General features: G+C 58.0%; 23 protein-coding genes. 2 read left to right on the top strand and 21 right to left on the bottom strand.

Annotated features, from left to right (window positions below):
• Positions 1-149 precede the first annotated feature (149 nt).
• Positions 150-1,106 (top strand): AraC family transcriptional regulator, encoded by a 957-nt coding sequence (locus ACR0MS_RS09605; protein ID WP_480576147.1) that lies wholly within the window; start codon positions 150-152, stop codon positions 1,104-1,106.
• 61 nt (positions 1,107-1,167) lie between these two features.
• On the opposite strand, the gene ACR0MS_RS09600 is transcribed toward ACR0MS_RS09605, so the two are convergent.
• From ACR0MS_RS09600 to ACR0MS_RS09515, 18 genes are all read right to left on the bottom strand, one after another.
• Complete coding sequence (locus ACR0MS_RS09600; protein WP_480576144.1) at positions 1,168-2,406, bottom strand: NADH:flavin oxidoreductase/NADH oxidase family protein; 1,239 nt, start codon at positions 2,404-2,406, stop codon at positions 1,168-1,170.
• A 114-nt stretch (positions 2,407-2,520) separates the two neighbouring features.
• Complete coding sequence (locus tag ACR0MS_RS09595) at positions 2,521-3,486, bottom strand: sugar-binding transcriptional regulator (RefSeq protein WP_480576141.1); 966 nt, start codon at positions 3,484-3,486, stop codon at positions 2,521-2,523.
• Positions 3,483-4,505: an ABC transporter permease gene (locus ACR0MS_RS09590; protein ID WP_480576138.1), complete on the bottom strand. Its 1,023-nt coding sequence runs from the start codon at positions 4,503-4,505 to the stop codon at positions 3,483-3,485. The genes ACR0MS_RS09595 and ACR0MS_RS09590 overlap by 4 nt, the downstream gene beginning before the upstream one ends.
• Positions 4,505-5,533: an ABC transporter permease gene (locus ACR0MS_RS09585; RefSeq protein WP_480576135.1), complete on the bottom strand. Its 1,029-nt coding sequence runs from the start codon at positions 5,531-5,533 to the stop codon at positions 4,505-4,507. The genes ACR0MS_RS09590 and ACR0MS_RS09585 overlap by 1 nt, the downstream gene beginning before the upstream one ends.
• Entirely contained in the window at positions 5,530-7,038 is a 1,509-nt protein-coding gene (locus ACR0MS_RS09580) for a sugar ABC transporter ATP-binding protein (RefSeq protein WP_480576132.1), read from the bottom strand. Before ACR0MS_RS09580 ends, ACR0MS_RS09585 begins: the two co-directional genes overlap by 4 nt.
• 215 nt (positions 7,039-7,253) lie before the next feature.
• Positions 7,254-8,270 carry a sugar ABC transporter substrate-binding protein gene (locus tag ACR0MS_RS09575; protein WP_480576129.1) on the bottom strand — a complete coding sequence of 339 codons (1,017 nt, stop codon included), beginning with the start codon at positions 8,268-8,270 and terminating at the stop codon, positions 7,254-7,256.
• Positions 8,271-8,674: 404 nt separating this feature from the next.
• Positions 8,675-10,288, bottom strand: a complete 1,614-nt coding sequence (locus ACR0MS_RS09570) for a GMC family oxidoreductase (protein WP_480576126.1) — start codon at positions 10,286-10,288, stop codon at positions 8,675-8,677.
• 19 nt (positions 10,289-10,307) lie between these two features.
• Positions 10,308-11,318: a zinc-binding alcohol dehydrogenase family protein gene (locus ACR0MS_RS09565; protein WP_480576123.1), complete on the bottom strand. Its 1,011-nt coding sequence runs from the start codon at positions 11,316-11,318 to the stop codon at positions 10,308-10,310.
• A 6-nt stretch (positions 11,319-11,324) separates the two neighbouring features.
• A complete protein-coding gene (locus tag ACR0MS_RS09560; RefSeq protein ID WP_480576120.1) occupies positions 11,325-12,836 on the bottom strand; it encodes an FGGY-family carbohydrate kinase in 1,512 nt (503 codons plus the stop codon).
• Positions 12,829-13,671 (bottom strand): class I fructose-bisphosphate aldolase, encoded by an 843-nt coding sequence (locus ACR0MS_RS09555; protein ID WP_480576118.1) that lies wholly within the window; start codon positions 13,669-13,671, stop codon positions 12,829-12,831. Before ACR0MS_RS09555 ends, ACR0MS_RS09560 begins: the two co-directional genes overlap by 8 nt.
• Positions 13,662-15,383, bottom strand: coding sequence for a glycerol-3-phosphate dehydrogenase/oxidase (locus tag ACR0MS_RS09550; RefSeq protein ID WP_480576115.1), 1,722 nt, complete (start codon positions 15,381-15,383; stop codon positions 13,662-13,664). Before ACR0MS_RS09550 ends, ACR0MS_RS09555 begins: the two co-directional genes overlap by 10 nt.
• Before the next feature lie 33 nt (positions 15,384-15,416).
• Entirely contained in the window at positions 15,417-16,412 is a 996-nt protein-coding gene (locus ACR0MS_RS09545; RefSeq protein WP_480576112.1) for an aldo/keto reductase, read from the bottom strand.
• On the bottom strand, positions 16,402-17,382 hold the full coding sequence (locus tag ACR0MS_RS09540) for a sugar-binding transcriptional regulator (protein ID WP_480576110.1): 981 nt from the start codon (positions 17,380-17,382) through the stop codon (positions 16,402-16,404). The genes ACR0MS_RS09545 and ACR0MS_RS09540 overlap by 11 nt, the downstream gene beginning before the upstream one ends.
• Positions 17,382-18,377, bottom strand: a complete 996-nt coding sequence (locus ACR0MS_RS09535) for an ABC transporter permease (RefSeq protein WP_480576106.1) — start codon at positions 18,375-18,377, stop codon at positions 17,382-17,384. Before ACR0MS_RS09535 ends, ACR0MS_RS09540 begins: the two co-directional genes overlap by 1 nt.
• A gap of 14 nt (positions 18,378-18,391) precedes the next feature.
• The gene (locus tag ACR0MS_RS09530; RefSeq protein ID WP_480576103.1) at positions 18,392-19,906 is read right to left on the bottom strand and encodes a sugar ABC transporter ATP-binding protein; all 1,515 of its coding nucleotides are present in this window, start codon (positions 19,904-19,906) and stop codon (positions 18,392-18,394) included.
• A 96-nt stretch (positions 19,907-20,002) separates the two neighbouring features.
• Positions 20,003-21,019: a substrate-binding domain-containing protein gene (locus ACR0MS_RS09525; protein WP_480576100.1), complete on the bottom strand. Its 1,017-nt coding sequence runs from the start codon at positions 21,017-21,019 to the stop codon at positions 20,003-20,005.
• Positions 21,020-21,535: 516 nt separating this feature from the next.
• Positions 21,536-22,504, bottom strand: coding sequence for an alpha/beta hydrolase (locus ACR0MS_RS09520; RefSeq protein WP_480576097.1), 969 nt, complete (start codon positions 22,502-22,504; stop codon positions 21,536-21,538).
• A gap of 98 nt (positions 22,505-22,602) precedes the next feature.
• Positions 22,603-23,232: a sterol desaturase family protein gene (locus tag ACR0MS_RS09515; RefSeq protein ID WP_480576094.1), complete on the bottom strand. Its 630-nt coding sequence runs from the start codon at positions 23,230-23,232 to the stop codon at positions 22,603-22,605.
• A gap of 210 nt (positions 23,233-23,442) precedes the next feature.
• On the opposite strand from ACR0MS_RS09515, the gene ACR0MS_RS09510 reads away from it, so the two are divergent.
• Positions 23,443-24,363 carry a LysR substrate-binding domain-containing protein gene (locus ACR0MS_RS09510; RefSeq protein ID WP_480576091.1) on the top strand — a complete coding sequence of 307 codons (921 nt, stop codon included), beginning with the start codon at positions 23,443-23,445 and terminating at the stop codon, positions 24,361-24,363.
• A 12-nt stretch (positions 24,364-24,375) separates the two neighbouring features.
• On the opposite strand, the gene ACR0MS_RS09505 is transcribed toward ACR0MS_RS09510, so the two are convergent.
• From ACR0MS_RS09505 to ACR0MS_RS09495, 3 genes are all read right to left on the bottom strand, one after another.
• Positions 24,376-24,837: an acyl-CoA thioesterase gene (locus ACR0MS_RS09505; RefSeq protein ID WP_480576088.1), complete on the bottom strand. Its 462-nt coding sequence runs from the start codon at positions 24,835-24,837 to the stop codon at positions 24,376-24,378.
• Positions 24,838-24,856: 19 nt separating this feature from the next.
• The gene (locus ACR0MS_RS09500) at positions 24,857-25,249 is read right to left on the bottom strand and encodes an MAPEG family protein (RefSeq protein ID WP_480576085.1); all 393 of its coding nucleotides are present in this window, start codon (positions 25,247-25,249) and stop codon (positions 24,857-24,859) included.
• Positions 25,250-25,342: 93 nt separating this feature from the next.
• Positions 25,343-26,572, bottom strand: coding sequence for an NADH:flavin oxidoreductase/NADH oxidase family protein (locus tag ACR0MS_RS09495; protein ID WP_480576082.1), 1,230 nt, complete (start codon positions 26,570-26,572; stop codon positions 25,343-25,345).
• Between the last annotated feature and the right edge of the window lie 83 nt (positions 26,573-26,655).

Here is a 26,655-nt window from a genome sequence, read left to right as displayed (position 1 = left end):
AGGATCGCGCTCCAAAAGCCGATACCCAATCCGGCCAATGTTTTGACATTTTACGCCACACCCTTTACTTCGCGGTCATGAGCGACCCCGACCATCCTCGCCTTCCTGGTAGTTTGCGTACCCTGTGTGAAGCAGCGCCGGGGTTCGGTGTGTCCACAGAACAATGCCTTGAAAATACAGGCCTAAGCCCGTTCGACCTGTATAGTTCCGAGCCGCAGATCAGCACGTCACAAGAACTGACGGCTATTGCCAATTTCCTGAAACGCGCACCGGACAAGCCCGGTCTGGGGATCAAGATCGGCCGCAGCTACAAGCTCTCGATGTTTGGAATTTGGGGCTATGCCATTCTCAGCAGCCCGACGCTGCGGGACGGTCTTAGGACGGCTGTCGAATTTGCCAACCTGTCTTTTCTGATTGCGAAACTCAAAGTCATCGAAGACGGGGACCGTGCCGTGATCCGCTATGACATGACGCGACTGCCCCCTGAATTGAAAAGGTTTGTGCTGGAACGCCACCTGACGGTTCTGACATCTTTTGCCCGCGCCCTGCTGCCCGACCGCATTCCCGATCAGACGGCGATCTATACAACGCTGGACGATCCTCAATTCACCGAGACACTGCAACGCGAGCTGAAACTGCCGGTCAAGACGCATGGCAAGCTGGATGCCGTTATATTCCCGAGGGCTCTGTTGGATCACCCCTTGCCGCTACATGACCCTACAGAGTTGACGCGCTGTCTTGACCAATGCCGTGCGCTGCTGAACCGCCGCACGCCCCATTTGAAACCATGGGCCGCCCGTGTGCGCGACGTGGTGTTGGCCGATATCAACGCCAACCCAAAAATTGAAAGGGTCGCCGGGCAACTGGCTGTCAGCCCGCGCACCCTGAACCGACGGTTGCGGGAAGAAAAAACCACGTTCCGGCACACGCTTGTTACCGCGCGGCTGGCTTTAGCGCATGAGTTATTGACAACCACGGGCCTCAGCGTTTCGGCTGTCGCCTGGCGCGTCGGATATTCGGATCCGTCCAGTTTCGTGCGGGCCTATGCGCGAGAGCATGGGTCGCCGCCGGGCGTGGCCAGAACCGCTGTTCATTCCCGGCAGTGAACGCTTACCTTTTGGTTGCTGAAGGGCAGCGATAGCCAAGGCGCCCTTTCGCCTTGTCCGCTCAGGCACGCAGACGCGCGCGGGGGCTGATGATCGACTTCCAGATAATCGACAACGCAACCAGCTTAGGCGGCAGATCCGTGCGAGTCGGCTTGCCGCGTGACAGCCTCCACAACTGGCCTTCATACCAGGTCAAGCCAATCATCGTCATGAAGTCCAAGGCGCGGATGCCCGTGCTGGGTTCTTTCAACTCGTACCGATAGTTCGGGTCTGCCAAGGCTGCGTTCGGAAGATCAGGCTGCAGGATCAACGGACGGCACAGGCCCACCATGTCGGTTGCTCCGCTGTTCAAGGCATCTTCCATACCCGCACGACTTCGGAAGCCACCTGTCACGACCAACGGCACGTTCACCGTTTTGCGCAGTTCGGCGGCGTATTGCAGGAAATAGGCCTCGCGCTTCTGCGTTGACGCGCTCTGTTCCTTTTCGCGCTTTCCCTTCATCATGGCCGGGGCTTCATAGGTGCCGCCCGAGATTTCGATCAGGTCGATCCCGGCTTCCTCCAACGCTTTGACCACGTTCATCGAATCCTCTTCGGTGAACCCGCCTTTCTGGAAGTCGGCTGAGTTGAGTTTGATCCCAATGGGAAAGGCAGGTCCGGTGGCGGCACGGATGGCGGCATAGATCTCAAGCACAAAGCGCATCCGGTTTTCCAGCGATCCGCCCCATTTGTCGTCTCGTCGATTGTGGTGAGGCGACAGGAATTGACTGACCAGATAGCCGTGTGCGCCATGGATTTGCACGCCGGTGAAACCTGCTTCTTTGGCCAACTCTGCGGCCCGCCCGAAACGGGAAATGATCGCTTCGATCTCGGGCTCAGTCAGCGCACGCGGTGGGTTGAAGCCTTTGGACAAGGCCACCCCAAGCGGAACGGCAGACGGGGCAACAGGTTCCGGGCAGATCTGTTTAGGGCTTTGTTTGCCGGGATGGTTCAGTTGCATCCACAAATGCGCACCATCACTTGTTCCGGCCTTGGCCCAGTTGCGGAACGCGTCCAGATCGCTCTCGTCGTCCAATACCACATTGAACGGCTCACCCAGTGCCGAGCGATCAACCATCACATTTCCGGTCATCACCAATCCGCTGCCGCCCTTGGCCCAAGTCTGATAGAGCGTGGCGAGCCCCGGTTTGGGATTGCGGTTTCGATCGCCGAGCTGCTCACTGGCGGCAGATTTGAAGAAACGGTTGCGGATCGTGGCTTTGTTTCCAAGCTGAAACGGGGCGGCAAGAGGCGAGGTCATACTGAATCCGGTCAAATAGCGGCTGGTTCAGTATAAAAATAATATACGCCTTCCTGCGACTACAACCGCAACTCAGGAAAGTCCCGCAGCGTCAGTTGCGATCTTTAGCGAAAATCAGTCAACCGCCCCATTCAGAACGGCCTGCGCTGTGACATCGTCAATGACCAGAGTACTGATATGCCCTCCGTTCAACGCGGCGCGTACCGGTTCAACCTTGTCAGCACCGGTCGCAACCCCAATGCGAACCGGAATCTTCTTGGCCTCATCCAATGGCAAGCTAACCAACCGAGAATTCAGAGCGTTGTCACACAAAAGCCCCTGCGCATCGACCAGATGACCAAGTAATTCCGCCCGCACGCCATCCTGATACAGCTCGGCGCGCCGATCCTCGGACAACGGGTGTGCCCGGTAATAGGTTGCCCCTTCTCCTGCCACGGCCCCAAGCCCCAAAAGCGACACATTCGCCGCCCGCGCCCGATCCAACACGTCGCTCACGGCGCGCACTGACAGAAGCATGTCCCGCTCTGCTTGCGTATCCGCATGCAAGGGCGCGTGGATCAAGGTTGCTGATCCGCCCAACCCGTCGGCAATTCGGGTCGCGACGTGATTTACATCTGTGTAATGCTGCCCCTGCACGCCCCCGGTCAGTGGCACGACCACGTTCGAGGTCGACCCACCCGGCTGTAGATGATCCGCCACGGCACTGAGCGTTTTGCCGCCCGAGATTGCCAGAACATCCTCGGACCCCAGAATGTGCTGAAGATGCTGCGCCGCCGTCTTTCCCACCAGATCCAACGTAGTGTCAGCGTTCTCGGTCACGGTATCAACCACAAGGCACTCGGCCAGCGGCCAGCGCGCTTTCACCTGGCTTTCCAGATCAAACAGGCGTTGGAACGGACTGTGGATGCGAAACTCGACCATGCCCATCTCACGGCCTTGCTTAATCAGCCGGTTCACCTTGGCCGTCGACAGTTTCAGGCTGTTGGCAATCTCAGCCTGCAGCAGCCCTTCCTGAAAATGCAGGGTCAGGACACGGGCAATCAGGCGCAGGGTGTCGGGATCGGGTCCGCTTGCGTTCAACTTTCGCTGTCCTTTCTGCTTACCAAATGGTTCGAGGCGGCCGCCAGCAACAGCGCCGTGCCTACAACCAGAGTTTGGAAATAGGCGGGCACAAGTGTCAACATGCCAACGGTCAAGGACATGATGATCAGCGCCCCGATAAAGGATTTCAGAACACGCCCCTCGCCGCCGCTGAAGGCTGTACCACCCAACAGAACCACAAGTATAGCGGTTAATTCCATCCCGTCGCCCGAAAGCGGATCACCCAGTGACATGAAGCTGGACCGCGCGATCCCTGCCAGCGCTGCACAGATCCCAACCAGTACATAAAGCAGGATCACCGTCCGCGCCGTGTTGATGCCCGAAAGCTTGGCCGCCGTCGGGTTGCCACCGGTCGCAGCCGCATATTTGCCCAGCTTCATCCGATCCTGTGCGATGATCATTGCAATCGTCACCAGAATGGCCACCCAAAAAGCCCATGGCAGGCCAAGCAGCACTCCGTCACGCCCGTATTCATTGAACCAGCCGGGCATTTTCAGACCTCCGCCGGATTTGATGGCCGACACCCCATCCTCGACCAGCAGCAGCGCGATGCCCTTGTAGAGACTCAGAGTGATCAGTGTCGCAATCACTGGTGTGATCTTTAATCGGATCACCAGAAAGCCGTTGATCGCCCCGAGCAGCACGCCAACCAGAACGGTCGCAAGAAACGCGGGCAGGAACGGCACCCCGTTGATGGCAAATATGGCATAGACCACCGCGCTCAGGCTCATGGCGCTGCCCACGGACAGGTCGATATAGCCCGAGATCATCAGCAGCGTGAACGCCCCCGCCAGCGTCAGGATCGGGGCCGAGATACGCAGGATGTTGATGATATTACGCTCACTCAGGAAGTTGCCGCGCTCGAACAGCGGGAACTTGTCCAGATTGGCGGTGCTGAGCACGACAACAACAAGGATCAGGACCAGATAAATGTAATAGTCCTTAAGAAACCGTTTAACACGGTCGCCGGAACTGGGATTTTGGGTCAGGTCGGTCATTATGCATGTCTCCGGGCCAGAGCCCAAGTCTGAGCCATGATTGCGATGAATACCGCGATGGCCTTGAGGGTGAATTGCCAGTCAGGTGACAGGACCAGCCCGGTTGCAGCCGAGGTCACGGTCGCCAGAATGATTGCTCCGAAGAACATCCCGATGACGGATCCGAACCCGCCTGCAATGGCGACGCCACCCAGCAGCGAGATCACCAGCGCGTCGAACTCCATCAACGTGCCGCGGTTCGAGAATCCCGATTTGAACTCGGACGCGAGCAGGATGCCGACAGCGCCAGCCATGGCCGCACTGAACAGGTAGAGCTTGATGACATGCCGCGCGTTATCCACACCGGACAGGCGCGAGGCCACGGGGTTTGCGCCAATAAGATAGGTCAGTCGACCAAACACTGTCTTGCGTTCGACAAAGACGGCCACAAGGATCAGAATCCCCATCAGCACCACCGGCAGTTTGATCGAGGTGCCGAACATGGTCATGTTCCCCAGCACGCCGAAATCCGACGGCAGATTAGTATTTCGTTGCGAGCCTTGCGTGACCACCTGCGCGATCCCCCGCGCCAGCATCATCGTGCCCAACGTAACGATGATCGAGGGCACCCTCAGCGCGACAACGAATATTGCGTTGACGGCGCCGATCAGCATCGCCCCAATCAGCGCGCAGGCCATCGCCAACCACGTGGGCATGCCCCAGCCCGAAGACAAAGCGTTCGCCCCTTCGGTTGACTGCGCGAACCAAACGGCCAAAACACCCGACAGCGCCACGATGCCCCCGACCGACAGGTCGAAATTGCCTGAAACCAGCAGGAACGTCACTCCGACGCCCAGTGAAATCACCGCCCAGTTGTTCGTTACCAGGTTCACAACATTTTGAAACTGAAAGAAATTTGGCACCAGCACAGATGCCAGCAGGAACAGTGCGATGGCAGCACCCGCCACCAGAGACGTGATGAACATCTCATCGCTTAACCTGTTGTCCCGTGCGGCCAGTCTGCGGCCTTCGATTGCCTGATCGGTCATGATTTCTCAGCGCCCCCACCGGTTACGACATTCAGGATATGTGGAATGTCGACCTCTGCCCCGTTTTGGATCTCGGCCTCGATGCGGCCGTCATACATCAGAAAAACCCGGTCACAGATGCCCAGCACCTCTTCCAGTTCCGACGAAAAGATACAGATCGCCCGACCATTATTGGCCAAGTCGCGGATCAGGTCATAGATCTCGGACTTTGCGCCAACATCGACGCCGCGTGTCGGTTCGTCCAGCAAAAGCATATCCGCGTCAGCAAACAGGCACTTGGACAGAACGACCTTCTGCTGGTTCCCCCCCGAGAGCTTCTCGGCATATTTCTCGATGGAATTGGTCGCGATCCCCAGCTTGCCGACATATTCACGGGCAACCTCTTTCTCGCGCTCATCCTGAAAGATACCAAACCGCGCCAGCTTTCGGATATTCATGATCGGAATGTTGCGCCGGATCGTCAGCTCGGTGAACAGACCCTGCGTGCGCCGCTCCTCGGGGACCAGAGCGATCCCCGCCGCAATCGCCTCTTTCGGTGAGGATGGGCGTTTACGACGTTTGAAATCAACCTCGCCGTCTGCTTTATCGGCACCGTAGATCGCACGTGCGACCTCGGTCTTTCCGGCCCCAACCAGACCATAAAACCCGACGATTTCTCCTTCGTTTACGTGGAACGAGACGTCCTTTAACAGGTGATTGGTCATCCCCTTCACAGTCAGCACCGGCTTGTCCGCAATTTCGCCGCGCGGCTCATAATCATGAGTGATCGCGCGCCCCACCATCATCTCAATCAGTTCGGGTCGCCCATCCACTTCGGTCAGCGGTTTGGTGGCGATATGCTTGCCATCGCGCATGACGGTGACAGTGTCGCCCAGCTCGAAAATCTCATCCAGCTTGTGTGAGATATAGATGACCGTAACATCGGAATCCCGCAGACGCCGGATCACCCCAAACAGACGTTCGACCTCACGCTCTGACAGTGCGGCGGTGGGTTCGTCCATGATGATGATGCTGGCCCCCGAAGACGCAGCCCGCGCAATCTCGACGATCTGTTTCTGCGCCACGCTCAACGACGAGACCCGCGCCTTGGGGTCAATCGTCGGTTCAATCGCGGCAAGGGTTTTGACCACGCGGTCCTCAAGATCTGACTTGACCAGAAACCCGAACCGGCTGGCCTCCATCCCCAGGGTCAGATTTTCCAGAACCGTTAACTGGTCGACCACATGAAGTTCTTGAAACAGCGTGCCCACGCCGCTTTCGCGCGCATCCTGCGTGCTGTTTGGTTGATAGTTCTGACCCAAAATAGCCATCGACCCGCTGGTCGGGGCAAGCGCCCCGGTCAGCATCTTGACGATGGTTGACTTCCCGGCCCCATTCTCTCCGACCAGACAATGCACCGTGTTGCGATCAATATCGAACGACACGGTGTCCACGGCGCGCACGCCGGGGTAGTCCTTGGTCAAATCCCTGACGGACAGTGCTTTTTCAGCAAAAGCAGTCTGCACGATCATCCCCTTTTATTCCGCAAGCCTCCGAAGGGCGCGAACGGGCCGCGTCCATGGGTCAAGCTTATCTAAGTTTGAGTGTGTTGCCACCAGCGCCGTACCCTTTAGGGAGGTTAGGGTCACGGCGCTGGCGACAAGTGAGGAACCGGCTTTGCGGGTCAGGCCCGAGGGTGGACTGCGGACCCGCCCGCAAACGCTGGTTCGTTCAGGGCCAATCAGCCGCCGAACTGGTCTTTAAGCCACTGTTCCGCCTCATCTTTTGGCATCGACCAGTAGGAGACAGTGTAAGCCTTGTAAAAGAACTCTTCCGCCGTGTCCGAGGTTGCAGCAACCTTGCCGTCCAGCACGTCCATGATCAGGTCGATGCGACCTTGTGCGGTTTCCACCGGCGGCAGACCCATCGAGACTTTCAGGCTGGAGTTCGGGTCATAGACCTGCTCGAACTCGACCGAGTCAAAATCGACGCTTGCCACGATCTCGGTCAGTGGTTTGCCGTTGTCGAACTTGCCGCGTCCCAACTGAGCCAGTCCAGCCATCGTGCCAACCGTCAGGTTCGACGCTTCGGAATAGATCAGGTTCACTTCGGGACGTTGTGTCAGCAGGTCGACAATGATCTGCTTGGCCGCTTCTTGGCCCTTGCTGGAATCCAGCGCGCCCAGGTTTTCGGCGTCGGGATCAACCGACAGCACACCTTCGGCAAAAGGGGCCGTCCGGCCCGAGTTCACCTCGGTATGGTTTGGCCAACCCAGCTGCACCATAACGATCGGCTTGTCTGGATGCGCTTCTTTCCACGCCTTGGCCATCTGCGCGCCCATCTCGAACGACACTGCGGCTTCGTCGCTGCGTGCAGTCGGGATACCCGTGTCGGTGATCGGACTGAAGAACGAGGTCATGACGATATCATCAGCCAGCGCGTCTTCTACACCGGGCGTGGCAGCCTCGGCGTCCCAGATGTGCAGAGTGGCTGCATCAAAACCGCCGGCAGCGATCTGGTCCACGTTCTGTGTCATGACGGCAGAATCCGCCTGCCCGTCAAAAACAACAACCTCAGCACCATACTTTTCTTTTGCATAGCGCTCGGCCTCGGCCGCCTGAGACTGGTGAAATACGTTCGACAAATCGGACACAAAGAACGCGATCCGCTTGCCATCATCGGCAAAAGCCCCGGCCCCACCAACAAATGTCAGTGTCGTGGCCAGCAGACCCGCCTTGAGTACATTCCTCCGCTGCATTTTCATCTCTTCCCTTTTTGTTTCCTCCAGAGTGCGGCTGATCCGATGCATGTATCCGGGGCCGCAATCCCAGCATTCAGTCCTCCTCGTGAACCGTCGCTGAAATTTATTGCAGTGTTTGCTATTATTATCATTTTCGGAATTGCAGTCAATGATTTTAATCCATTTTGCCTACGGAAAACAAAGTGCACTGCTCGCCACATCATGTCTTTAACATTTTGTTTTTATTCCATTTTTCATGATATCTACAGCAGACGCAAAAGCCCACCGATTACCCTCCCGGACGGGTTGTCCGGGAGAGTGAAAAATCTGGAAAAAGTCTGAGCTTATTCTCTAATACGAATCTCGAACGATATCGTCGTTGGCCCTGATGAACGGCTAATCAGATTGTTCATCCAAGCGGGTTACACGCCATTTCGGATCATGTCGGCCGCTTTCTCAGCGATCATGACGACCGGAGATGCAGTATTGCCTGAAACGATTTTCGGCATGATCGACGCGTCGACAACACGTATCCCGCCAAGGCCATGTACCTTTAGATCCGTTCCCACCACGGCTGACGCGTCAGACCCCATTTTACACGTACCAACAGGGTGGAAAATCGTCGTTGCGATGTCGCCAACACCTTTCACAAGATCTTCTTCGGTTTCCATCGCAGGGCCCGGCAAAATTTCCTCGGGTTGATAAGGTTTGAGGGCATTGGCCGTCATGATCATCCGCGCCTGACGCACCGATTTCGCCGCGACGTGCCTGTCATTGTCCGTGGACAGATAGTTCAAACGGATATCGGGCTGTACCTTGGTATCCGTTCCCTGAACATGACAGGTACCAACACTTTCAGGGCGCAGGTTACAGACTGAAACAGTAATGGCCGGAAACGGGTGCAATGGATCGCCCAGCTTGTCAGTGGACAGGGGCTGAACATGATACTCCAGATCGGGCGTGGCCAGATCAGGGTTGGATTTGGTGAACATTCCGAACTGGCTGGGCGCCATCGACATCGGCCCCGATTGCGTCAGCCCGTATTGCAGCGCAATCTTCGCCTTACCGACCAGCGAGTTTGCCATCGTATTCAGCGTTTTTGCGTTCTGCACTTTGAACACGGTGCGGATTTGCAAATGGTCCTGCAAGTTCTCGCCCACGCCCGCGCTTTCGTGATGCACGGCGATGCCGTGTTCGGCCAGAACGTCGCCCCGACCGACGCCCGAGAGCTCTAGAATTTTGGGGGAATTGATCGCTCCGGCGGCAAGCAAAACCTCGGCCCCTGCCAAGGCGTCATAGTGCACGCCTTTTTGTTGGAAGCGGACGCCCGTCACCCGCTTGCCGTCGAACAACAACGTCTCGGTCTCGGCATGAGTCATGACCCGCAGGTTCGGGCGTTTCATCGCCGGGCGCAGAAAACCCTTCGCTGTATTCCAGCGCACGCCATTGCGTTGGTTGACCTCGAAAAACCCGGTGCCTTCATTGCTGCCATCATTGAAATCCGCGCGCGGCTGAATGCCGAATTCCTTGGCCCCTTCCTGCACGGCTTTCAGGATGTCCCATTCCAGCCGTTGTTTCGAGACCTTCCACTCGCCGCCGCCGCGATGCATGTCGCTGTCGCCTGCATGGTGATCTTCGGACTTCAGGAAATAGGGCAGCACGTCATCCCAACCCCAACCGGAATTGCCCAACTGCCGCCAGTGATCGTAATCCGCCGCCTGCCCCCGCATGTAGATCATACCGTTAACGGACGTGCAGCCGCCCAGCACCTTGCCGCGCGGATAAACCAGCGAACGCCCGTTCAGCCCCGGCTCGGCCGCGGTTTTCATCATCCAGTCAGTACGCGGATTGCCGATGCAATAAAGGTAGCCGACGGGGATTTGCACCCAGTGGTAATTGTCAGATCCACCTGCCTCCAGCAGCAGCACCCGCGTCTTGGGGTCTTCGGTCAGGCGATTGGCCAAGACACATCCGGCCGTGCCCGCGCCGACGATGATATAGTCATATTCGCCATCAAGTTTCCGGGCATCTGTCATGGAGTTCTGGTCTTTCTGATTAGTATGCGACGACAAGTTTGCCGATCATGCGACCGGTTTCAATGATCGCATGCGCTTCTTTCAGCATATCCGCCGACAAGCCGTTTAGAGTTTTCTGTTCCGTCGTTCGGATGATCCCGTCATCGACCATACTGGCGACACGGGCCAAAATCTGCCCCTGCCGCGCCATATCTGCTGTTCCAAACAACGAACGGGTGAACATCAACTCCCACATCAGCGCGGCGGACTTGCCCTGCAACGCGGAAATATCCAGCTTCTCAGATGTTTCGACAATAGTCCCGACCCGGCCCTGCGGCGCGATCAGTTCACACATGGCGTCCCAATGCTGCGCGGTATCGGCATATTGCGTGATGTAGTCCACGGTCTCGTGCCCGGCGGCCTGCACCTCGGCGATCAGATCGCGGTGATTGGCCACCTGATGCGCGCCCATTTCCTTGCACCATTCGACCGTTTCAGGGCGGGAGGCGGTGGCAATCAGATGCAGCCCGGTCAGTTTGCGTGCCAGTTGCAGGGTGATCGAGCCCACCCCTCCGGCCCCGCCGATAACCAGCAGGCTGGCCGGCGTTTCGTTTGTCGGAACTTGCAGCCGGTCAAACAGCATTTCCCAAGCGGTCAGCGACACCAACGGCAACGAGGCCGCCGCCGCAGGACTGACCGATCTCGGGGCAATCGACGCGATGCGATGATCGACCGTCTGCAACTCGGCATAAGAGCCCGGACGATCAGCATCGCCCGCATACCAGACGCGGTCACCTTTGGTGAATCCTGTGACCTCGGGACCCATGTCACGAACAATGCCCACGGCGTCATATCCCAGAATGAACGGCTCGGCATGGTCCTGCTCTGCCGCCGTTCGGATACGGCGCTTGGCATCCGCGGGATTGACCGAGATCGCCTCAACTTCGACCAGCAGATCGTTGGGTCGAAGGATCGGCTCAGGCAGGTCGACATCCATCAAGCTGTCAGGCGCGTTAATTGGCAGTGATTTCAGAAATCCCACGGCTTTCATTGTTGATTACCTTTCGGTTGAAGTTTGAGCGCTGTTCCAGAACCCGCGCATGGCTTCGATAAGCGCAAGATACTGCGCATAGCGGGTATCGTAATGGGCTTTCATATCCGCATTCGGCTGGAACTCGGCCTTGCGGCGGGTCATTTGACTGATGGCGTTTTCGTAGGAGCCATACGCGCCTGTTGCCACAGAAACACCTATCGCGGCGCCCAACGCGCCGGTTTCCTGCGCTTCGGCCACGTAGATCGGGACGCCCAGGCAATCGGCAAACATCTGCGGCCAAACAGGGCTGCGCGAGCCACCGCCGGACAGAACCGCCCGATCAAAACTGACGCCCGCAGTTTTCAAAACCTCGATGTGGCGGCGGTGCTCGAATAAAACCCCCTCGAACAAGGCGCGCAGCATATGGCCCTCGCCGTGCCAGCCCGCGACCCCGTAAAAGCCACCCCGGAACGACGCCCCCTGCCCCGAGCCATAGAGAAACGGATGAAAGAACGGATCATCTGCCGCCGGGGTGACCTCGGCCACCTTCTCATTGCAGAACCCAAATGGGTCATCGTGATGCGCGCCGCGTTCGACGAATTCGCGCACATACCATTCCAGATTGGCGGCCGACGTCGCGCTGGCCTCGATATTCACGAACCGGTTCGGACCAAAACCCGACACCATGAACAGATTATCGTTGACGGCAGGCGCGTCCGAGAACACCTGATTGATACTCCAAGTCCCCGCGATGATCGACGCCTCACCCGCGCGCACCACGCCTGATCCCATCGCACTGGACACCACGTCGAAATAACCGCCGATAACAGGCGTGCCCTCGGCCAATCCGGTCACTGCGGCGGCTTCGGCGCTGACAGTTCCGGCAATCTCCGCCGGGTCGATCAGGCGCGGCAGCATCTCACGCGCGTCGCCCAGACCATAAAGCGCCAGCAACCCGTCATCATAGGCACATTCGGGCATCCGCGTCAGACCGCAGCCGGACATGTCCGAAATCTCGCTGACCCGCTCACCGGTCAGTTTGTAGGTGATGAAATCCTTGCACAGCAGAACCGTTCCGGTCTGCGCGTAGACCTCGGGCCGGTGGCGTTTGATCCAGGCCAGCAGAACCGGGGTCTGGGACGGCCAGGGCTTTTGCAGGCAGAGCGCGTGCAGCGCATCCCCTGCGGCCTCGGACAGTTCCTCAGCCAGACCAGCTGCGCGCGTGTCCAGCGACTGGATGCCCACAAGCGGTTCGCCCGCCTTGTCCAACAGATACAGCCCGTTGCCATGCCCCGCACAGCCCACCCCGATGATCTGATCCGGCGTGATCCCGGCCTTGTTGATGCAGCCCGAGATCACCTGCCGAGCGTTGACCCAAAGCTCGTTCAGGTCGCGCTCCACATGCCCCGGCTGCGGGGTCGAGGACTGCCCGTCCAGCGCCTGCATCGCCACGGGGCTCCCCTGTAGATCGAAGAGAACGGCCTTGATGACCGTGTTCCCCGCATCCAGCCCCAGAATGTATCCGTCTTTAGCCACGGTTATAGATATCCCACGCTTCTTCGCCGCTGGCCTTATTGTGGATCATCGCCATCAGTGCCGCCACAACCGCCTTGGGGTTGTCATGCTGATAGATGTTGCGGCCATAAACCATCCCCTGTGCGCCCTGCGCCATCAGAGCCGCCGATTTCATCAGCACGTTCTTAAGGTCTTCTTTGCCACCGCCACGCACCAGAACCGGCACGCGGGCGGCCTCAATCACGCGGTGGAAGTCCTGCGCGTTCTCGGTCGGGTCTGCCTTGATGATATCCGCCCCCATTTCAGAGGCCAGACGCACCAGCGTCACGATCTTTTCCGCATCGCCATCCACCTGATAGCCGCCGCGCACATCATTGGGCAGCATGACCAGAGGTTCGATCATCAGCGGCATCCCGTACTTATGACAGGCCGCGCGCACCTTGCTGATGTTTTCGACGCATTGACGGAACAGCTCGGGCTCATCGGGCAGCATGAACAGGTTTACCACAACGGCGGAGGCGTCCATTTCCAGCGCGCCGATGATCGGCTCGTCGGCGTTTTGCAGCATCGACCACATCACACGGTGGCGCTGATCATTATAGGGGTTGCCCATGTCGATCCGCATCACCAGCGCAGGCTTGTCCTTTTCGGGCCGGGATTGCAGCAGATCAGCCTGCCCATAGGCGCATTGGATTGCGTCGGGCTTGGCCCCGATCAGCGTGTCCATGACGCCTGCCATATCCTCAAGCCCGACCATAAAACTGGGTTCATTGCAGACCCCGTGGTCGATCGCCACGTCCAGACATCCGCCATTGGTAAACATCCGGTTCATCCGGGCTTTGGTGCTTACACGCATTCTGTTCTCCGTTCATTATTTCGTGCGGTCAGAGTCTCGGCGGTGACACCGTAGAACTCGGACAATTCGTGGATCAGCGTTTGGGTCTGATCAGAGATTTCTTGTGGATTGAGACCACATTCCTTGGCAAAACTCTTGCCCAGCCGATCCAGCACATCGGTCGAAATCTGCCCGGTGATGGCAAGCGCGGTGCGGCGCAAAACGATGTCCGACAGGGTTTCAACATATTCGGTGCGCAGCAGCCAGATGATCTCGGCCTGCGTATAGGGGCAGTCTTCAACCAGCGGTGCATCCTGACGGGACTGGCAGAACAGGGCGACGTCATCGGCCTGACTGCCGTAGTGCTCGATCAGATGCTGCGCGCGGTCGGGCGAGATGCGGAATTCCTCGACCAACCTGCGATGCAGGGTTGCGGGATCATCCGGGAACTGCGCGCCACCGCCGATGGCCAACCCAAGGGTCGAATTTTGACGGGTTTTACCAAGCTCAGCCAGAACCTCATCCGCGGTTTGTTCGCCAAAGGCGCGGAAGGTGGTCCATTTGCCACCCACCATGCAGAATTGTGGCACATCCCCGTCCAGTCGCTTCGTGTAGTGACCGCGCGAAATCCGACCGGTGAAATCCTGATCACTGTGCGGCAGCGGACGGATGCCGCTGTAGCTGAACACCACCTGTTCGGGGGCAATCTCAATCTCTGGAAACACCAGCCGCAGTGAGCCGAGGATATAGTCGAACTCGTCTGGCTCACACCGCACACGCGCCGCCTTGTCGACGCGAATATCGGTCGACCCGGCCAACACCTTGCCCTGATAGGGGAAGACGATGCAGACCCGTCCGTCGGTATTTTCGAAATAAACCATGTGACCGCCAAGCGCCTGAGCCAGCGCCGGGTTGTCAATGATCAGATGCGAACCCTTGGTTCCTGAAACCATCTGCTCATTGGCACCACCGCCCAAGCCGCGTACCGTGTCGTCCAGCCAGGCACCCGTGGCGTTCACGATCACCTTGGGCTGAACCCGCAGGCTCTGACCGCTGCGCCGATCGGTCACCGTATAGTCTTCGCCATCCCGCGTCATCTCGGCATAGTTCAGGGCTACGCAGTCGGGCGCTGCGACCTGAACATCGCGGATCATCTCGACACACAGCCGTTCGGGATGGGTGATCTGCGCGTCGTAATACACCGCTGACCGCGTGGCCTTGGACGTGAGCGCGGGCCAGTCCTTGCAGGTGCGCCCTGCGCTGTTGAAATGGTGCTTGGGCAGGATGCGCCGCTTGCGCGTCACCCAATCATACAGCGACAGGCCCAGCTTGATCGGCACCGCCCCCCGGCTGGAGGGTTTGCCCTGCCAACCGACAAAACTCGCCGCCGCGTTGAACATGCCGGAAAACACCGAGGTAATCGGAATGACCGTCGGCAAGGGTCGCACCATGTGCGGCGCGTTCAGCAACAGCGCGTCGCGCTCCTGAAGCGACTCGCGTACCAAGTCGAACTCACCATTTTCCAGATAGCGCAGGCCGCCATGAATCATCCGTGACGGCGCGGCGCTGCAGCCCGAGGCAAAGTCGTTGCGCTCGACCAGCAGCACGCGCAGACCCTGCAGGGCCAATTCCCGGTAAACGCCGATCCCGTTTACGCCCCCGCCAATGACCACGGCGTCAAACGCAGCGTTCTCGCGCAGTTTTGTCAGGTTTTGTTGTCGTTGTTCTGACATGGTGGTCCTGTTCTTTGCGGGGGCCTTGGGGGATTAGCTGTCCAGATCGCTGAGATGCGCGCGGGCTTGGGTGTCGATCTCGGCAATCTCGGCCTCGGTCAGGCGCAGTTGCCCGGCCTTGGCGTTTTCGACCGCCTGCGTCGCGTCGCGCGCACCACAGAGCGAGAAGGTGATGCCGGGCTGTTGCACCGTCCACGCGATCACGGTTTGCGCAAGCGTCGCGCCATGGGCTTCGGCAATCGGCGCGATGGTCTGCATCAGGTTCGCGACCTTTTGGCGGTTCGCCATCGAAAAGCGCGGGTTGTCTTTGCGCTGATCGTCGCCTTCAAACACCCGATCTGGCCCGATCTTGCCGCTGAGCAGCCCCAGCGCCAGCGAGGAGTAGCTGAGCACCGACACGCCGTTTTCGCGGCACACGGGCAGCAGCGTGCCCTCGATGTCGCGTTTGACCATCGAGTATTCTTCCTGAATGGCATCCAACTGACCGGCGGCCACGTAAGCCTTCACCTCATCAACCGAGGTGTTGCTGGCCCCGATCGACCGGATCTTGCCCTGCTGTTTCAGGGCCTCTAACGCCTCCATCGTTTCAGCAATCGGTGTCGTTGGGTCTTGCCAATGGGTGATGTAGTGGTCGATATAATCCGTGCCCAGACGGGTCATGCTTTGTTCGACCTCATAGATGATGGCGTCCTTGCCCAGATAGCGATGCACCGGCTTGCCGTCATAGTCGAAAAAATGGTTACCCTTCTGCGTATGCCAGACCAGCCCGCATTTGGTCGCCAGCACCACCTTGTCGCGCCGCCCTTTCAGCGCCTTGCCGACGATATCCTCGGCCACGCCCTGACCATAAGCGGGAGCGGTGTCGATCAGCGACACACCCGCATCGACCGAGGCCTGAATCGCCGCGATGGATTTGGCCTCATCCGTGCCGCCCCACATCCATCCGCCGATGGCCCAGGTGCCCAGCCCGATGACCGAAGCCTCGATCCCCGAAGCGCCAATTTCCCGTGTCAGCATCTCATGCGACATCTCGTGTTCCTTCCATTTCCTGTATGACTGCGGTCGCTGTATCTTCGTCCAAGATCAGCGAGTTGAGAAACTTTCCATTCAATACTGCCTTGATCGGTTGCACTTTCTGCGCCCCGGCACTGACCCCGATCACCTTTGAACACTGCGCCAGATCGGGCGGTGTCACCGAAACCAAACGCGAGTTCAGCGCATAGTTCGAGACCGAGCCGTCGATGTGGATCAGATGGGCCAGAAACTCTCCGATCACGCCCATGCCCATCAACATCTTGCGATCTGCTTCGGGCACCGGATGAAGGTCATAATAGCTGGAGCCTTCGGGCTCGATCGAACCGACCCCCACCAGCGCCACATTCGCGCGGCGGGCCAGATCCAGCACCTCGCGGATCGAGGAGACCTGTTCCAGCATGTCCCGCTGTTCGCGGCTTTCGGCGAAAAGCGGCGCGTGTAGCAGCATGGTCTTGCCGCCCAACCGGTCCGCCATCTGCGTCGCCAGATGGTTCACATCCGTATAATATTTGCCCTGAATGCCACCGGTCAGCGGCACGACAGTCACGTCAAAGTCGCGTTCGGAGTCCAGCGCCTCGACCGTGGCGCTGACGGCCTTGCCGCCGGTGATCGCAATGACATCGCCATCGCGCAATGTCTCAAGCAGGTGATTGGCAGCAGCGCGGCCCACCTGTTGCAGAGTGGTCTCGGCACTGCCCGCGACCGAGGGGGTCACGATAGCCTCGGACAGGCCGGTCGAGCGGGTCAGGTCACGCTCGATATCCATTAGTGTTTCGAACGGGCTTTCGATGTCGATCTTGACCATACCCATCTTGCGGCCCTGCGTGATCAGGCGATTGACCTTGGAGTTCGACAGGTTCAGCGCCCGCGCTATATCGGCCTGTTTCTGCCCTTCCAGATAGTGCAGGACCAGAACGGTATGGATCTGCCGAATCAGTTCAAAATCTTTCTTTTTGTCGACCATCACCCACGCCTTTTGCTCAGGTAATGGTCGATGGTCACAGCCGCCAGCAGGATCGAGCCGCGGATGATGTCCTGCCAGTAGACCGACACATCCAGCAGCGCCAAGGAGCTGGAGACCAGCGACAGCAGGATCACGCCAAGGATCGCGCCCAGAATTGACCCCGAGCCACCGTTCAGGCTGGCCCCGCCGATGACGGCGGCGGCGATGATGGTCAGTTCCAGCCCCAACCCGAATGTGGGTTGTGCCGACCCAAACCGCGCCATGTAGATGATGCCTGCGATACCGCAAAGCGTTGAACATAGGGTCGTGGTCAGGAAGATCACCTTCTTGGTGCGAATACCGGAATAGGCGGCGGCTTTCTCGTTGCTGCCCGTATAGAACACCTTGCGGAACATGGTCGTGCGTCGCAGCATGAAATCAAAGGCGATCACGAAGACCAGAAAGATGACGATCACGATGGGGATCGGCCCGATGGTGCCTTGCCCGATGAATTTGAACTCGGGCGGCAGGGTGTAAAGGCCCAGCGGACGCCCCCCGGTGAACAGCAGGCAAGCCCCGCGCGCGATCACCATGATCGCCAGTGAGACGATGAAGTGGTGCAGGCCCACGCGGGTTACAAAGAACCCCATAAAGGCCCCGATCCCGGTACACAGCGCAATCGCCATGGCCGAGGCCACCCACGGGTTCACTCCGCTTAAAAACAGCCAACCCGCGATCACCATCGCCAGCGCCGTGACCGAGCCCACTGACAGGTCAATTCCCCCGGAAATCAGCAGGATCGTCATGCCGATCACCAACAGGCCATCCACGGCAAAGGCCATCGACATCGCCCGCATATTGGCCCAGGTCAGAAAATAGGGCGAGGCGAAGGACATGATCAGGAACAGCCCCAGAATGATGACGATCAGCCCGGTTTCGCGCATCCGAAACAGGCGTTTCAGCAGCGATGTGCTGTCGGTGTCGCCCGGTTGGGTCAGGTTCACGGTGTTGTCCATTTTGCTCTCTCCGCTCATGCGACCGATGCCTGCGTGTCCAGGACCGAGGCCAGGTGCATGATGTTTTCTTCTGTCATTTCGTCGCCCGTGACCTGCCCGCTGATGCGCCCTTCGCGCACCACCAGCACCCGGTCGCAGACACCAATCAGTTCGGGCAGTTCGGATGAGATCACCACGATCCCAACGCCATCTTCGGCCAGATCGCGCAGAATGCGGTGGATCTCGGATTTTGCACCCACATCGACCCCGCGGGTCGGTTCATCCAGAAAGATCAGCCGTGGGTTGACCGACAACATCTTGGCCAGCGCCACCTTTTGCTGGTTGCCGCCCGAGAGCGACGACACCGGATCATTCAGCGACCCGCATTTCAGGTTCAGCATGCGCCCCAGCGTCTCGGCCTGCGCCTCTTCCGTACCGGACTGGATCAAGCCGATCCCGTTGGCGACCTGTTCCAGCTTCAGGGCCGAAACATTGGCGGCAATCGGCAGGTCCAGAAACGCACCATCGCCTTTGCGATCCTCGGACAGATACACCATCCCCTTGGCGATGCTGTCCTGGTAGTTCCGCAGGTTCAGTTCTTCGCCGTTCAGCCAGACCTGACCGGTTACCTCGCCCTCAAGCTGGCAGATGCCCTTGACGATCTCACTGCGGCCCGCGCCGATCAGACCCGCAATGCCCAGAATCTCACCCTTTTTCAGCGAGAAAGAGACATCGCGGAACCGCGTCGCCTCGGTCAGGTTGCGCACGTCAAGGATGACCTCATCCGACGGCTTGTCCTGCTTTTCGGGATAGAGGTTGTCGATCACCCGCCCGACCATCGCATTGACCACGTCACTGGGCTGAATATCCGCCACATTATTCGTGACAATGTGCTGCCCATCCCGGAACACTGACACCCGGTCACAATTGTCGAAAATCTCGACCATCCGGTGCGAGATATAGATGATCGAAATCCCCCGATCCGCCAGATTGCGCATGATCCCAAAGAGGGTCTGAGCCTCGGTTTCCGTGAGTGCGGCTGTCGGTTCATCAAGGATCAGAATGCGGCAATCCAGCGTCAGGGCCTTTGCAATCTCGACCAGTTGCTGGTTCGAGATCGAAAGGTTTTTCACCAGAACCGACGGGTCAATGTCACTGAGTTGGCGGAACACATCCACCGCCTCGCGCTCCAATTTCTTGTAGTCCATCAGCCACGAGCGGCTGACATTGGTCTTGGCCATGAAAATATTCTCGGCCACCGACACATCCGGGCACAGGGCGATTTCCTGATGCACGAACCCGATGCCCAACTGCTGCGCCATTGTGGGTGACGAGATCTTGACCGGTTTGCCGTCCAGCACAATGTCGCCGCTGTCGGGCTGCAAGATCCCGTCGATCACATTCATCAAGGTTGACTTGCCTGCGCCGTTTTCGCCTGCAATCGCGTGGATTTCCCCCTTGCGAAGCTCAAAGTCGATCCCGCGCAGCGCTTTGACCGGGCCAAAGGACTTGCTTAGGTTCGATATCCGGAGGATCACGTCATCTTGCATGGCACCACCTTTTCGGGGGTTTCTTATTGGTTGGTTTCTTGAACCGCCCGCGAACCAAAGTGGAACTGCGCGGGCGGTTCGTCGGGGAGATCCCGATCAGGCCGGATCGCGGCCTTCCATGTAGACGTTCAGATCAAAGCTGTCGGCATTGTCCTTGGTGATGACCGCAAAGCCATTGTCCATGAATGGGATCTGAACCGGGTTGAAGCCGCTGGTTTTCCAGTCGTTGAACGGATCGAACACGTCCGAACGATTGGCCAGGTGCACCGCCATGAAGCCCATGAAGCCCTGCACGCCCTGGTTTGGGTTCAGCGACATGTGGATGTTGCCCGCGCGGATATGCTCCAGCGTGGTCGGCGTCACATCTGCATGCATGATCAGAATGTCCGATTCAGCTTCCAGCTTGGCAGCTACGGCGCCTTCAGCAGAACCCGCCTCGGGGATCCAGATCGCCGCGACATTCGGGTTCGCCTGAATGATCGACGCAGTTGCGCGATACGCTGCGTTGCTGTCCTGGTTCGTCGCCTGACGACCGACCAGCTTCATGTTCGGATAGTTGGCCTCCATATACGCGATCAGAGAGGTCACGCGCAGGTCGTGGTTCGACTGACCTGGGTTTTCCAGAACCGCATATTCGGCGCTGTCACCCACCTGCTTGACGATCTCTTCCGCGGCGAACTTCGCTTCGGCATGGTTGTCCGAGGTGATGTAGCCGGTGCGCTTGGAATTCGGGCTGTCGGCGGCAAAGGTCACAATCTCGGTGCCATTGTCGATGGCGCGATCAATCGGCTCGATGAAAGGGTCCGACTGCATCGGGTGCAGCAGAACGCCAGCGGGCTGTTTCACCAGATCCTGCTCGAACGAGGCAATCTGTTTGGTGATGTCATAATCCGGCGTGCCCGAGAACACGGTCTCACATCCAAACGCTTCGGCTGCTTGCTTGAAGCCCTGATAGACCGGAACCCAATAGGGGTGGCCCGAAACCATGACGTTCATGATATAGGTCTCGCCCGGCTCACACATGATGCCCTCAGCCGAGGCCGGAGCCGCCGCTACACCAGCAACCGCAATCGCGGCAGACGCAACAAAGCCGTTGATTTTCTTATACTTCATAGAACTCCTCCCAAGAGTGTGTTCCTGCACCTGCCCCGCAGTCTTCCTCCATTACGCGGCAAATGCAAGAAATTTCATATGATGCGTGTTATTGCAATATCGAATTTCTAATCACTGGCCAGAAGAGTCGTCAACGGTTTTTTGGTACTTTATTTGGTTGCTGCAATAAATTTCATTTTTGAAAGGCAACATGCACCCGCAGTCCTTGAGACTGCGGCCTTAGTCGCAAGCGAACGACGCGAACAAGCCTGCATGAAATGCAATGCCCACCGCCCCACGGAGCGTCCGTGGTGAAATTTATGGGATGTGCTGAAAGAGGGAGCTTAGTTGCGCCCGATCTAACGATACCCGTTCGATGAACGCGTGGACGGAGCAATGCCGTCCCGCATTTCGCAAAAGCCAACGCCAGTCGGCAGCCAGATGGTATTTCAGCTTGGTGGAAGGACCTTCATCAGGCCATTGGCGGGTTCACCCGCCATTGACTTTAGCAATACTGGTCGACCATGTGATTGGCGATCAGGTCCCTGTGTTTTGTTGAACCGCTTCGCCAACACAATAGGTGTCGACCATTTGAGCAAACGTGTTCGAGACCCAGGCGTTGATCTCTTGCGAGCGTGGCAAGTCCGGTGCAGAATCTTCCATGGCGTGGAAAGTTTCGGGAAAGACCTCGAATACTACGCTACCGCCCGCGGCCTTCAGCCGATCCACAAAATCCTGATACTCAGCCAGAATGATGTCGTGATCTCCGACAAACCCCGCCAGCGGCGGCATGCCAGACAAGTCGGTTGCACGGGCAGGCACCGCATATGCCGGAACTTCATAGCGTTTCTGCGCGCGAATATCCTTCAGGTACAGGTGCCAGCACAGAACGCAGTTGGTTTCGTTCCAAGTCACCAAGTTATTGTCGATCTTCGACCAGTTCGAGGAACGGTCTTCGATCATCGGATAGAGCGGCATCACAATTGCGATCTTTACGTCGCCGCTATCCCGTGCTTGCAGGGCACAGGACAGGGCCAACCCACCGCCCGCGCTGTTACCCGTCAGGATTATGTCACCTGATCCACCCAGATTGGCCGCTTTGTCGCGGGCCCACAGAACAGTGTCATAACAATCATCATGCGAGGCAGGATAAGGCGCATCAATCGAGACGGTGTAAGCCGGAGCAACCACAATACAGGGGCGCGAGTCCATCAGGCGCTTGTAATAGGCATGGTGACGCTCGGGCCAGCCGGTGGCGAACCCTCCCCCGTGAAAACTGACTACGATGGGCAGTCCGCTGACATCGCCTTTTGGTTTGTAGACACGAGTGCGGATCGTGCCCTGACCGTTACGGCGGGGAACTTCAACAGTTTCGTTCACGACGCCGTCGAGGGTTTGCTTTGCCCCCTTTTTGGCGCCCATACGGGACAGTCGCAGCCCTGTTTGACTACGCACAAGTGCCATTGCGAATTTTTGACCTGCGGGTCGAATGTCAGGCTTGGCCATGACGCCTCCGTAGAATTTTTTCCGTGGATGTTTGATCGTTCAACAGAAACAGGGCGCATCTGCTTATCGCAAATGCGCCCAATTCAATAACGATCAGCTTACTCTGCCGGGGTCGCGGGAGACTTGATCAGGTCCCGGTCGGGCGAGCGCTCATCACCTGACGACCAGACCAGCGTACCCATGTACCAATCCGCGATCGGGAAGGTCACGTTGAAGTTGGCGTCATGCATCAGGTCACGGTTGTGGTGCACCGTGTGGACCACGCGCAGGTATTTCCAACCGGGGATCGCAGCGAACACACGCTCGATCGCCGAACCGCGCGGCAGGTGATAGGTGAAGTGCAGCAGTTCGTACAGGAAGTATTGCGAGATCGTGATGGTAGCGAACAGCAGGCCCACATTGGCGTTGAACAGCCATGTCAGGATCAGACCACCCGGCAGCGCCACGAACAGCGCGAAGGACGCGATCAGGTACAGCGGGAACAGAACAACGCGCCAGTCCAGCACCATCTGATAGCTCATTGCGTGCTCTTCGAAGAAGGTGTGGTGATCACCGGTGTGACGCTGGTAGAACAGTTTCAGGATCTTGGTCTTCTTGTGACCAAACCAGCGGTGCCCGGCATATTCGGCAAAGTTGCTGCCCAGGAACGCAACCGGCACGATCCACAGATCAATCCAGCTCAGGTCGTGGACGCGCGCAAGGCACCACCACATGATTCCAATGGCCACGACGCACATGACGCCCAGATGAATCCAGCCGCTGTATTAGGGGCTGATGCTCGCGCGGTATTTGGCGCGGAACTTTTCGCGAGATTCGTCGCTCATGCTAGAAATCCTCCCAAGGGTATTACCTGAGGGACAATATTGCGATTATGTAAAACAAAGTCTAATTTATAAAAGATAAGGTAAATATGCCTCAAAGGAATATCTTTAACTCTTATGCGGAATCAGGATCTTAATCTTCTGCCTATCTTCGATGCTTTGGTGCAAGAGCAGCAACTTTCTCGTGCAGCAGCCCGTTTGTCGATGAGTCAGCCCGCCGTCAGCAAGGCGCTCAAGCGGTTGAGACTCAGCTTCAAGGACGAGTTGTTTGTGCGCACAAGACGTGGCCTGAAACCAACCCCGCGCGCCCTGCAATTGCACAGCTCGCTGGCCCCGGCACTGAATGTCATACGTCAAAGCTATGACGCATATCCCTTTTCGCCCGAGAATGTGGACCGCACGTTTGACGTGACGATGAACAGCACGGTGGAACTGGTGGCGATGCCCTACATTGCCTCAAACCTGTATCGCGTCGCCCCCAAAGCGGCCGTTCGGGTCCATCCTGACTATCTTCCTAACATCCCCACGCGGCTGAAAGACGGACGACTGGATTGCGCCATTGAATTTGTGGACTTGCCCGAGGATCAGTTCGATAGCCAGTTCATGGTCGAAGAAACACTCGTTACAATATGCGCTCACGATCATCCGAAGGCCGGACAAAAGCTGTCGCTTGACGAATTCCAGGCCCTGCCACACGTTTCGGTCATGCCGCGCACAAGCCTGGCGCCAACGCAAAACAGCCGCCAGTTGACCCCGATCGAGTACCTTTTGGGGTCGCGCCTGCCCAAACGCAATGTCGTCATTCAGGCCTCTAGCTTTGTTGCAGTTCCGGGAATTGTCGCGGCCTCGGGGATGATAGCGATCATTTCCTACCGGCAGGCCGCGCCGTACATCGAGTCTGGCCAGCTTGCGACACTGGAGCTCCCGTTTGAAAGCCCGAAGCTGGCCCTCAAGATGTACTGGCACAAATCGCGCAACAGCGATCCGGGGCATAGGTGGTTTGTCGATATGATAACGAAACTATCTTCGGAACTCTGAAGGAATAAGCCGCTAGGCCGAAGTTTTCACATCATAGGCAGTCTTGAAAACCTCGGGCATTCGGGTAGGTCGACCGGTGCTGAGCTTGGTACAGACATAGTTGGACTTTGCCCGAAGGATCGTCATCTTGTCTTGCAGCCTGACCACCTGAAAACTCCGCGTGGCCCGCAGCTTTTCGTCATTGGCCGAAATCCAGTTGTAGACCACAACCTCGTCACCCAAAAATGCCGATGATAAATAGTCGATCTCGTGCCGCACTGCAGCCATTCCCCGATCAAGGTCAAGACAGGCCTGTTCGCTCAGGCCTACAGCCCGCGTGTGTTCCCACACGGTTGCATCCAGCCATCGAAGATAGACCGCGTTGTTGACGTACTTGAACCCGTCCAGATCATCCTCGACCACCGTGAATCTTTTCCAGAAAGCGTCCGGGCAATCCGACAGGTTCGAAATGTCCTGGTCTGATAAAGGGATCATGAAATGGCCTCTGCGCTTGTTACCCGGTGACGATTCTCGCAGCCAGAACAATCACTAAGACCGCGGCCGCCACAAGGTTCGACAGGTTGCCGACGTAACGTAGCGGGGTTCGGGACACATCAGCTTTCAGTCCAAACGGGTGCGTCAGCCGCCCAAGAACCAACAACAGGCCACTGATATGCAGCGGCAGCGCCGACGCGCCTGCACCCTCGGCCACAATCATCAGGATCAGAAGCAACCCAGCCCATTCCGAGCAGTTCCCGTGCTGACGGATACGCAGCAGCAATTCGGAATCGCCCCCGTCACCAATGGATTGCTTCAGTTCAGCCCGACGGTTGCGGACCCGAAACCACAACACAAGCCAGATCAACGCCACAAAAAGCGTGTAAACGGGGGTTACTGTGAAAATCATCGGATGTCTTTCCTTGGAATGTCAGAGGAGTGGGTGAGCCCGCCGTAGGCATCTCAGGCCGCTAGTGGGAACGGCCTGAGGTCTTGGCGCAGATCAGGCGCGGACGCGCTTGACCGCTTTGCCGTTTTTCCAGAACCGGTACATCACGCGCAGCGCCGGCCAGACGCCATCTGCCTTGGTCTGAACTGTCTTGCCTTGCGAGATGCGCTCGATCTGCATCGTGTACCAGCTGATCTCCATGATCGCCATCTGGTCGATCTTCTTGATGCCCGAACGGATCGGAGCAACCGGAGACATGTGCTTGGGGTTCTGCATCACATGCTGACCAAATTTGGCATCCACCGCGAAAGGTCGTGCCACACCCGCCATGTCAATGGCACCGGTCGCCAGCGCCTCGCTCATACCTTCGGACGAGCGGAAGCCGCCCGTGACGACCAAAGGTGTTTCGATCTGCCTTTTCACCTTCTCGGCATATTCAAGGAAATAGGCCTCGCGCTTTTTGGTGCTTTCTTTCTTGGCCTCGGCCTTGCCCTTACGGTTGACCGGGTTTTCCCAGCTACCGCCCGAGATTTCGATCAGATCGACGCCCAGCTTGTCCAGACGCTTGGCCACCTCGATCGAGTCCTCTTCGGTGAACCCACCCTTCTGAAAATCGGAAGAGTTGATCTTGATACCGATATTGAACCCCTTGCCGGTACAGGCGCGGATGCGGTTGTAAATCTCTTCAACAAAGCGGAAGCGATTGTCGAAGCTGCCGCCCCATTTATCCTCGCGCCGGTTGTGATGTGGCGACAGGAACTGGCCGATCAGGTAACCATGCGCACCGTGCAACTGAACACCGGTAAAACCAACCTCTTCCAGACGGGCGGCAGATTTGGCAAACCGGTCGATGATTTCTTCGATCTCGGCATCAGACAGCTCACGCGGGGGAACGAACAGATCATTTTCAATCGGCACGACCGAGGGCGCGACCGGCGCGTCATTGACCATCTTGGGCGATTGCTTGCCCGGATGGTTCAACTGCGGCCAGATATGAGTGTTGGTGGCCTTGCCCGTGGCCGCCCATTTGCGCAGCAGGTCCATGTTGCTGTCCAGCAGAACATCCACGACCAGCGGTTCGTTCATATGCTTGCCGTCCACCATCATGTTGCCGGTGATCAGCAAGCTCGCGCCGCTATTGGCCCAGACCTCATACAGCGACACATAGGCAGGTGTGACCTTACCGTCTGCAGTCGCCAGCGCTTCGTTCATTGACGCCTTGCAAATGCGGTTCCGCAAAACCGTGCCTGATCTGAGTGTCAGGGAATCCCCAAGCGTTGCCATTCTTTGTCTCCATTTATGGCGAACCCCCCGGAGGCCGGGGAGCTCTGTGTTGAGAGTCCGAGCTAGGCCCGGAGGTGTTGATC

The organism is Ruegeria sp. CJ2 (assembly GCF_056536745.1).
The sequence above is the reverse complement of the archived record's forward strand: the minus strand, read 5'-3'. Positions and strand labels throughout refer to the sequence as shown.

Coding starts and splice junctions, on each gene's coding strand:
- ACR0MS_RS09590 (WP_480576138.1), bottom strand. CDS start 4,505: ATGACCGACCTGACCCAAAATCCCAGTTCCGGCGACCGTGTTAAACGG.
- ACR0MS_RS09535 (WP_480576106.1), bottom strand. CDS start 18,377: ATGGACAACACCGTGAACCTGACCCAACCGGGCGACACCGACAGCACA.
- ACR0MS_RS09530 (WP_480576103.1), bottom strand. CDS start 19,906: ATGCAAGATGACGTGATCCTCCGGATATCGAACCTAAGCAAGTCCTTT.
- ACR0MS_RS09505 (WP_480576088.1), bottom strand. CDS start 24,837: ATGATCCCTTTATCAGACCAGGACATTTCGAACCTGTCGGATTGCCCG.
- ACR0MS_RS09545 (WP_480576112.1), bottom strand. CDS start 16,412: ATGTCGCATGAGATGCTGACACGGGAAATTGGCGCTTCGGGGATCGAG.
- ACR0MS_RS09540 (WP_480576110.1), bottom strand. CDS start 17,382: ATGGTCGACAAAAAGAAAGATTTTGAACTGATTCGGCAGATCCATACC.
- ACR0MS_RS09575 (WP_480576129.1), bottom strand. CDS start 8,270: ATGCAGCGGAGGAATGTACTCAAGGCGGGTCTGCTGGCCACGACACTG.
- ACR0MS_RS09585 (WP_480576135.1), bottom strand. CDS start 5,533: ATGACCGATCAGGCAATCGAAGGCCGCAGACTGGCCGCACGGGACAAC.
- ACR0MS_RS09525 (WP_480576100.1), bottom strand. CDS start 21,019: ATGAAGTATAAGAAAATCAACGGCTTTGTTGCGTCTGCCGCGATTGCG.
- ACR0MS_RS09600 (WP_480576144.1), bottom strand. CDS start 2,406: ATGACCTCGCCTCTTGCCGCCCCGTTTCAGCTTGGAAACAAAGCCACG.
- ACR0MS_RS09565 (WP_480576123.1), bottom strand. CDS start 11,318: ATGAAAGCCGTGGGATTTCTGAAATCACTGCCAATTAACGCGCCTGAC.
- ACR0MS_RS09550 (WP_480576115.1), bottom strand. CDS start 15,383: ATGTCAGAACAACGACAACAAAACCTGACAAAACTGCGCGAGAACGCT.
- ACR0MS_RS09570 (WP_480576126.1), bottom strand. CDS start 10,288: ATGACAGATGCCCGGAAACTTGATGGCGAATATGACTATATCATCGTC.
- ACR0MS_RS09510 (WP_480576091.1), top strand. CDS start 23,443: ATGCGGAATCAGGATCTTAATCTTCTGCCTATCTTCGATGCTTTGGTG.
- ACR0MS_RS09555 (WP_480576118.1), bottom strand. CDS start 13,671: ATGCGTGTAAGCACCAAAGCCCGGATGAACCGGATGTTTACCAATGGC.
- ACR0MS_RS09495 (WP_480576082.1), bottom strand. CDS start 26,572: ATGGCAACGCTTGGGGATTCCCTGACACTCAGATCAGGCACGGTTTTG.
- ACR0MS_RS09500 (WP_480576085.1), bottom strand. CDS start 25,249: ATGATTTTCACAGTAACCCCCGTTTACACGCTTTTTGTGGCGTTGATC.
- ACR0MS_RS09520 (WP_480576097.1), bottom strand. CDS start 22,504: ATGGCCAAGCCTGACATTCGACCCGCAGGTCAAAAATTCGCAATGGCA.